This window comes from Brachybacterium sp. (assembly GCF_052095815.1).
In the GTDB taxonomy this organism is placed as follows: Bacteria; Actinomycetota; Actinomycetes; order Actinomycetales; family Dermabacteraceae; genus Brachybacterium.
Window position 1 is genome coordinate 1 of the sequence record NZ_JBQDLF010000084.1, and the last position, 7,007, is coordinate 7,007.

Here is a 7,007-nt window from a genome sequence, read left to right on the forward strand (position 1 = left end):
CCGGCGTGATCCTCCGCTCCTGTGGCCCGCGCCGCAGTCGGCCTGCGCACACCCCCGACCCCGGGCGTCCTCCCAGGTCAGCTGCGCTTCATGCCGGGGAGGGCGAGGCCTGCTCGTCCCCGGGCGCGGCGAGCTCGAGGGCGTGATGTGCACGACCGAAGGCCGCCACCTCCGCCGCCCGTCGGAAGCCGAGCTTCTCGAGCACGCGGAGCGAGGCGGGGTTGTCGACGTCGGCCAGGGCGACCAGCCGCGGCAGGCCGAGCGGGCCGAACGCCGCCGCGATGCACAGCCTCCCGGCCTCCGTCGCAAGGCCCCGGCCCCAGGCGCTGCGGGTCAGGGTGTAGCCGAGCTCGACGCCGTGCGCGGTGATCTCGAGCCCCGCGTCACCGATCAGCTCCCCGGTGCCATGGTCCACCACGGCCCAGCAGGCGAATCCGTGCTCGTGCTGGTGACGTCGGTAGCCCTCGATCATCTGCGCCGTCTCCTCACGCGAGACCGCACCGCCCTCACCCACGTGACGCATGACCTCCTCGTCCCCGTAGACGGCATGGGCCGCGTCGGCGTCGGCCGGCTCGAAGGGGCGCAGCAGCACACGGTCGCCGCGCAGCGGGAAGGACAGGGACGCGGAGGAGGGTGCGGAGGAGGGCATGGGGGAAGTGTGCGGGGCCCGTCGGCCGTGGTCAACGCGGTTCCTGCGGGACGGCTCGGGCTACCCTGACCGGGATGTCACGCGCCGCCTTCCTGCCTCCAGTGCTGCTCGGCCTCGTGGTCCTGCTGCTCGCGCAGCTGGTGGGCCTGGCCGTCTCGGCCCTGCTCGGCCTGCCCGTCCCCGGCGTGGTACTCGGGATCGTGCTGCTGGTCGTGCTCGGGATCCTGGGCCCCACCCGCGCCGTGGTGCGCGTCGCCGATCCGGCCGCGACCCCGCTGCTCGCGCATCTGCAGCTGCTGTTCGTGCCGCCCAGCGTGGGGATCGTCCTCGAGCTCGAGTCCCTCGCCGAGAACGCCCTGCCGCTCGCGCTCGCCGTGGGCGGCTCCTTCCTGGTGCCGCTGATCGTCTCCGGGATGGTCCTGCAGGCGCTGCTGCGCCAGCAGGACCGCCGCCGGGACCGGCGACAGGAGGAGGCGGCATGAGCACCCTCATCCACCTGCCCGTCTTCGGGCTCGCCCTGACCCTCACCGCGTATCTCGGGGCGTACTGGCTCCACCAGAGGCTCGGCCGGCCCGGCGTGCTCTCACCGGTGCTGGTCACCACCGCAGTCGTCGCCGCGGTCCTGCTGCTCACGGGGCTCCCGTACGAGGTCTATCTCGAGCAGGTCGCGCTGCTGACGATGCTGCTCGGGCCCGCCACGGTCGCCCTCGCCCTGCCGCTGCTGCGCAACGGGAAGGCGCTGCTCAGCTCGGCGCCCGCCGTGGTCGCGGCGCTCGCCGCAGGCGGAGTGCTCAGCATCGTCATCACGGTGGGGGTGCTGCGCGCGTTCGGCGTCGAGGACGACCTGCTCCGAGCCGCACTGCCCCGCTCGGTGACCTCCCCCGTGGGCCTGTCGATCGCCGAGGTGCTCCAGGCCTCCGTACCGCTCGCGGTGGTGCTCACGATGATCTCCGGCGTCCTGGGCGCGGTGGTCGGCCGGGCGCTGCTGAGCCTCGCGGGGGTGCGGGACGAGCGGGCGCGCGGCTTCGCGGTGGGCCTCACATCGCACGGTATCGGCACCTCCCGCGTGCTCGCGGATTCGACCGAGGCCGGGGGCTGGTCCAGCGCCGCCATGGTGCTGAATGCCCTGGTCATGACCATCGTGCTGCCGATCGTGGCGGCGCTCGTGACGAGCTGAGGCTCAGGCCCTCCGGGGCGCAGACTCCGAGGATCGGATTCCGAGCCTTGCGATGAGCCCCTCGACGCGGCCGCGGAGGTCACCACCGAGGAGGGGAGGGATCACCGAGGAGGGGCGGGTCAGCGGAGGTCGAGGAAGGTGCGCAGCTCCGCGAAGGCGGACGGGACCACTGAATAGTGCGCCCAGCGGCCCTTCTGCTCACGGGTCAGCAACCCGGCCTCGACCAGCTTCTTCATGTGGTGGCTCACGGTGGGCTGCGAGATCCCGAGCGGTTCGGCGAGATCGCACGCGCACACGTCCCCGCAGCCGCGCACCGCCACGTGGGAGAGCAGCTGGAGGCGCGTCGGATCCGAGAGCGCCTTCAACCGCAGCGCCAGGTGCTCCGCCTCTACGACGTCGATCAGGCCGGCGCCGAGCACGCAGCAGCCGTCGGCGGTCGAGGTCCCGGGCTCGCAGGACTCCGCAGGAGCCTCGGCGGAGGCCCTGATCGAGATGCTCACGGAGCGAGAGGCGGTGGAGGAGGACATGGACGCACCTTACATTGACGTTCGTCTATGCGACAGGCTAGCGTTCGCATCGACATCCGTCTATGGGAAGAGGCAGTGCTCGATATGACGACCCCCGACATGACGACCGAAGCGACCAGCGCACCCACCGGTGTGGTCGGGGAGATGTCGTTCCTGGACCGGTACCTGCCGGCCTGGATCCTGCTCGCGATGGGCCTCGGCCTGATGCTGGGACGCGTCGTCCCCGGGATCGCGCCCGCGCTCGAGTCCGTGAGCATCGCCGGGGTCTCGCTCCCGATCGCCGTGGGACTGCTGGTGATGATGTACCCCGTGCTCGCCAAGGTGCGCTACGACGAGACCCGCCGCATCAGCGCCGACCGTCGTCTGATGATCACCTCGCTCGTGCTGAACTGGATCGTCGGCCCGGCGCTCATGTTCGCCCTCGCGTGGATCTTCCTCGCCGACCTGCCCGAGTACCGCACCGGGCTGATCATCGTGGGCCTCGCCCGCTGCATCGCCATGGTGCTGATCTGGAACGATCTCGCCTGCGGCGACCGCGAGGCCGCCGCCGTGCTGGTCGCGATCAACTCCGTCTTCCAGGTCTTCGCCTTCGGCGTGCTCGGCTGGTTCTACCTGCAGGTGCTGCCCTCGTGGCTGGGCCTGTCCACCACCACGGTGGAGTTCTCGGTCGGCGCGATCGTGCTCAGCGTGCTGGTCTTCCTCGGCATCCCGCTGGTCGCCGGCTTCCTCACCCGGGTGCTCGGGGAGCGGGTCAAGGGCCGGGACTGGTACGAGAACCGGTTCCTGCCGCGTATCGGCCCGTTCGCCCTCTACGGCCTGCTGTTCACGATCGTGCTGCTGTTCGCCCTGCAGGGCGATGCGATCCTCTCCGCCCCGGTCGACGTGGCCCGCATCGCGCTGCCGCTGCTGGCCTACTTCGTGCTGATGTTCGTGGGCTCGCTGCTGCTCAGCCGCGCCGTGGGGATGGACTACGCGAAGTCCACCACCGTCGCCTTCACCGCCTCCGGCAACAACTTCGAGCTCGCGATCGCCGTCGCGATCGGCACCTTCGGCGTCACCTCCGGTCAGGCGCTCGCGGGCGTCGTCGGCCCCCTCATCGAGGTCCCCGTGCTGGTCGCCCTGGTCTACGTCTCACTGTGGATGGGCCGACGGCTCTTCCCCGGCGATCCCACCGTTCCCTCCTCCGCCCGCACCACCGCAGCCCCCGAGGAGATCCCCGCATGAGCGCCCCGTCCACCACCCCGTCCGTCCTGTTCGTCTGTGTGAAGAACGGCGGCAAGTCCCAGATGGCCGCCGCCCTCATGGAGGCCCGCGCCGCGGGCGCCGTCGAGGTGCACTCGGCCGGCACGAAGCCCGGCACCGCGGTCAACGCCCTCTCCGCCGAGGTCGTCGCCGAGGTCGGAGGGGACATGAGCGCCGCCGTCACCAAGCCGATCGACCCCGCGCTGCTGGCCCGCGTGGACCGCGTCGTGGTGCTCGGCGAGGAGGCCGTGGTCGATCCCGTCCCCGACATGGCCGGGACGATCGACACCTGGGTCACCGACGAGCCCTCCGAGCGCGGCATCGAGGGCGCCGAGCGGATGCGCCTGGTGCGCGACGACATCGACCGGCGGGTGCAGGAGCTCCTCGCGGAGCTCACGGCCGACGATGGCTGAGCGCCCGGCGTACGCTGGCCCCCATGACGGCGACCTCCGACCACGACGCCTACATCGCCGAGCGCCCCGAGGCGTTCCGGCCCCTGCTGCAGGAGCTGCGCGCGACGCTGGCCCGCACCCTGTCCGAGGCGGAGGAGGTCGTGGCCTACGACATGCCGGGATTCCGGATCGACGGCATGATCGTCGCGGGCTATGCGGCGTTCACGAAGCAGTGCGGTCTGTACCTCCAGGCGGAGGCGCTCGTGGAGCACGCCGAGGAGATCGCGGCCGCTGGGCTCAAGGCGACGACGACGGGCATCACGTTCACGGCACGGAAGCCGATCCCGGAAGACCTCGTCGAGAAGCTCGCACTGGCCTCGCGGAGGGCCGCGGGAGTCTGACGCCCCGGACGGCGCCCGCTGAGCGATCAGGCTAGCGAGGCGTCCTCGAGCATCGCGTCGTACCCTGCCCGGTAGTCCGGCACCTCGAGATGCCCCAGCAGCTCGTGCAGCGCGGCGGCGTCCAGCACCGTGCCCGCACCAGGATCCGGGGAGACGCGGGGCGGGACGGGCACGCCGAGCCGCTGCGCGAGATGTGTGACGACCTCACCGAGCCTGGCGGGTGCGCCGTCGGCCGCATGGAGCAGCGCTGGCGGCTCGGGCGCCGACAGCAGCGCGACGATCGCCCGTGCCAGATCGACCTCGTGGATCCGGTTGGTGCGGCGGTCGTGCTCGACGGACCGCCCTTCCTGGACGGTTCTGATCAGGTGGTCACGGCCGGGGCCGTAGATCCCCGCGGGGCGCAGGTTCTCCCTGCCGGTGAGGATCTCGACGACGGCGGCGAACTGGCCGGTGAGGCTTAGCGACCGGCGCACCGCCCGAGGATCGGCGGTGACGTCGACGCCGTCGACGCGAGCGCTGCCGGCATCCGCCCTCAGGAGGGTGGCAGGATGCGGACGAGCGTGGTCTTGCCGGCGCCGTTGGAGCCGAGCAGGGCGAGGATGCTGCCGCGCGCGACCTCGAGGTCCACCCCCTTGAGCACCTCGAGCTCGCCGTAGGCCCTGTGCAGTCCCCGCACCTCGATGGCGGGGGTCGTTCTCTGCGAGGACGTCATGATCTGCCTCCTGTCCGAGGAGCCGTGACCCGCCCTGTGCGGGGGCTCCTGGTGCCAGGGTGCGGGATTGAGGCTTGATCAAGGTCAAGCCCCGATCCTGGTCGAGCCTCTCGGCGCGCCCCTCGAGGGCCCGGGCCTTCGCTGCGGCGACCGTCACATCATCGAGGGCGTCGGCCGCTCCGGAGCAGGCGTAGCATTCCGCGCGTGCCATCACATGGGCTGTTTCGGCCCTCCAGCATCGACCGACGACCGCGCCCCGCGCGGACCGTCTTCCTCGCCTTCGGCCTCTGCGCCGTCCTGGGGACGCTCCTGCTGATGCACCCTGCCGCCTCGACCGGCCCCGGCGGCGCCGGGGCGATGGAGGCGCTGTTCACCGCGGTCTCCTCGCTGTGCGTGACCGGGCTGATCGTGGTGGACACCCCCGTCTTCTGGACCGTCTTCGGGCAGGTCGTGATCCTCGCGCTGATCCAGCTCGGCGGCTTCGGCGTGATGACCTTCGCCTCCGTGGTGGGCATCGCCGTGGTGCGCAAGCTGTCCCTGCGCTCGAAGCTCACCGCCGCCGCGGAGGTCAAGAGCTTCGGCATCGAGGACGTGCGCACCCTCGTGATGAGCGTCGTGCGGATCTCTCTCGCCATCGAGGCGATCGCGGCGGCGATCCTCACCCTGCGCTTCGCGCTCACCTACGGCGAGACGTGGGGCCGGGCGCTGTGGCTGGGCGTCTTCCACTCGGTCTCCTCCTTCAACAACGCCGGCTTCGCGCTCTACAGCGACAGCCTCATGTCCTTCTGGGACGACCCCGTGGTGCTCCTGACCACGAGCGGCGCGACGGTGCTCGGCGGCCTCGGGTTCCCGGTGCTCATGCAGCTGATGAGGCACCTGGGCACCGTGCGCCTGTGGACCATGAACACCCGGATCGTCCTCGCCGCGACGCCGCTGCTGCTCGTGCTCGGCACCGTGTACATCACCGCGCTCGAGTGGGCGAACCCGGCCACCCTCGGCGGGATGCCCCCTCACCTGCGGATCCTCAACGGCTTCGCGATGTCCGCCCAGACCCGCACCGCGGGCTTCAACACCATCGACACCTCGGCCATGGACCCGGCGACCTGGCTGGGCATGGACCTGCTGATGTTCATCGGTGGTGGCCCCGCCGGCACCGCGGGCGGCATCAAGGTCACCACCTTCGCCGTGCTGTTCTTCCTCATGCTCGGCGAGCTGCGCGGCGCCGGAGCCGTCACGGTCTTCGGCAAGCGGCTCTCGCGAGCGGTGCACCGCCAGGCGATCACCGTCATCGTGATGGCGGTCGGCCTCGTGGTCGCCTCCACCGTCGCGATCATGCTCATGACCGACTACTCCCTCGACGAGATCCTGTTCGAGGTGGTCTCCGCCTTCGCGACCGTGGGCCTGTCCACCGGGATCACCGCGGACCTCCCCGTCGGCGCGCAGCTGATCCTCGTGGCGCTCATGTTCATCGGCCGACTGGGTCCGATCACCGTCGCCACGGGACTCGCCCTCCGCCGCCGCACACTCCTCTACGACCTCCCCAAGGAAAGGCCGATCATTGGCTAAGCACAGACTCTTCCGCACCGGTCCCTCCTCCGGCCCGACCTCCGAGAGATCGGTCGCGGTCATCGGCCTGGGCCGCTTCGGGCAGTCCCTCGCCCTCGAGCTCATGGACGAGGGCGCCGAGGTGCTCGGCATCGACGTGCGGGAGGACACCGTCCAGGCGCTCAACGGCAAGCTCACGCACGCCGTCGTCGCGGACGCCACCCAGGAGGAGGTGCTGCGCCAGCTCTCCCTCCCCGAGTTCGACCGCGTCGTCATCGCGATCGGCAGCGACATCCAGGCCAGCATCCTGGCTCTTCGCGGTTCGTGGTGAATGACCCTGCTGTGGCGGGTATTCACGCTAC

The 7,007-nt window shown here is 71.1% G+C and carries 8 protein-coding genes and 2 pseudogenes; 7 read left to right on the forward strand and 3 right to left on the reverse strand.

Annotated features, from left to right (window positions below; all coding sequences use genetic code 11):
* Positions 1-88: 88 nt before the first annotated feature.
* Complete coding sequence (locus ACTH43_RS18130; RefSeq protein ID WP_441446284.1) at positions 89-649, reverse strand: GNAT family N-acetyltransferase; 561 nt, start codon at positions 647-649, stop codon at positions 89-91.
* 74 nt (positions 650-723) lie between these two features.
* Here ACTH43_RS18130 and ACTH43_RS18135 point away from each other — a divergent pair, with 74 nt between their 5' ends.
* Together ACTH43_RS18135 and ACTH43_RS18140 are read left to right on the forward strand one after the other, a co-directional pair.
* Positions 724-1,131: a CidA/LrgA family protein gene (locus ACTH43_RS18135; RefSeq protein WP_441446285.1), complete on the forward strand. Its 408-nt coding sequence runs from the start codon at positions 724-726 to the stop codon at positions 1,129-1,131.
* On the forward strand, positions 1,128-1,826 hold the full coding sequence (locus tag ACTH43_RS18140; protein ID WP_441446286.1) for an LrgB family protein: 699 nt from the start codon (positions 1,128-1,130) through the stop codon (positions 1,824-1,826). Before ACTH43_RS18135 ends, ACTH43_RS18140 begins: the two co-directional genes overlap by 4 nt.
* Positions 1,827-1,945: 119 nt before the next feature.
* Here the strand turns inward: ACTH43_RS18140 and ACTH43_RS18145 are convergent, their stop codons facing one another.
* Positions 1,946-2,353, reverse strand: a complete 408-nt coding sequence (locus ACTH43_RS18145; protein ID WP_441446287.1) for an ArsR/SmtB family transcription factor — start codon at positions 2,351-2,353, stop codon at positions 1,946-1,948.
* Between the two features lie 84 nt (positions 2,354-2,437).
* On the opposite strand from ACTH43_RS18145, the gene arsB reads away from it, so the two are divergent.
* The 3 genes from arsB to ACTH43_RS18160 are packed head-to-tail and all read left to right on the forward strand — an operon-like array spanning position 2,438 to position 4,388.
* On the forward strand, positions 2,438-3,577 hold the full coding sequence (gene arsB, locus ACTH43_RS18150) for an ACR3 family arsenite efflux transporter (protein ID WP_441446288.1): 1,140 nt from the start codon (positions 2,438-2,440) through the stop codon (positions 3,575-3,577).
* Positions 3,574-4,008: an arsenate-mycothiol transferase ArsC gene (locus tag ACTH43_RS18155; RefSeq protein WP_441446289.1), complete on the forward strand. Its 435-nt coding sequence runs from the start codon at positions 3,574-3,576 to the stop codon at positions 4,006-4,008. Before arsB ends, ACTH43_RS18155 begins: the two co-directional genes overlap by 4 nt.
* Before the next feature lie 23 nt (positions 4,009-4,031).
* Positions 4,032-4,388, forward strand: a complete 357-nt coding sequence (locus tag ACTH43_RS18160; RefSeq protein WP_441446290.1) for an iron chaperone — start codon at positions 4,032-4,034, stop codon at positions 4,386-4,388.
* Between the two features lie 26 nt (positions 4,389-4,414).
* On the opposite strand, the pseudogene ACTH43_RS18165 reads toward ACTH43_RS18160, so the two are convergent.
* A pseudogene (locus ACTH43_RS18165) lies at positions 4,415-5,100 on the reverse strand (ATP-binding cassette domain-containing protein).
* Positions 5,101-5,304: 204 nt separating this feature from the next.
* Here ACTH43_RS18165 and ACTH43_RS18170 point away from each other — a divergent pair.
* Both ACTH43_RS18170 and ACTH43_RS18175 read left to right on the forward strand, forming a co-directional pair.
* Positions 5,305-6,666 carry a TrkH family potassium uptake protein gene (locus ACTH43_RS18170; protein WP_441446291.1) on the forward strand — a complete coding sequence of 454 codons (1,362 nt, stop codon included), beginning with the start codon at positions 5,305-5,307 and terminating at the stop codon, positions 6,664-6,666.
* Positions 6,659-6,955, forward strand: a pseudogene (locus tag ACTH43_RS18175) (NAD-binding protein); the annotation flags it as partial. The gene ACTH43_RS18170 and the pseudogene ACTH43_RS18175, both read left to right, overlap by 8 nt.
* Positions 6,956-7,007 lie beyond the last annotated feature (52 nt).

Excerpts from the sequence above, each read along its gene's own strand:
- ACTH43_RS18130 (WP_441446284.1), bottom strand. The coding sequence starts at position 649 with ATGCCCTCCTCCGCACCCTCCTCCGCGTCCCTGTCCTTCCCGCTGCGC.
- ACTH43_RS18135 (WP_441446285.1), top strand. The coding sequence starts at position 724 with ATGTCACGCGCCGCCTTCCTGCCTCCAGTGCTGCTCGGCCTCGTGGTC.
- ACTH43_RS18140 (WP_441446286.1), top strand. The coding sequence starts at position 1,128 with ATGAGCACCCTCATCCACCTGCCCGTCTTCGGGCTCGCCCTGACCCTC.
- ACTH43_RS18145 (WP_441446287.1), bottom strand. The coding sequence starts at position 2,353 with ATGTCCTCCTCCACCGCCTCTCGCTCCGTGAGCATCTCGATCAGGGCC.
- arsB (WP_441446288.1), top strand. The coding sequence starts at position 2,438 with ATGACGACCCCCGACATGACGACCGAAGCGACCAGCGCACCCACCGGT.
- ACTH43_RS18155 (WP_441446289.1), top strand. The coding sequence starts at position 3,574 with ATGAGCGCCCCGTCCACCACCCCGTCCGTCCTGTTCGTCTGTGTGAAG.
- ACTH43_RS18160 (WP_441446290.1), top strand. The coding sequence starts at position 4,032 with ATGACGGCGACCTCCGACCACGACGCCTACATCGCCGAGCGCCCCGAG.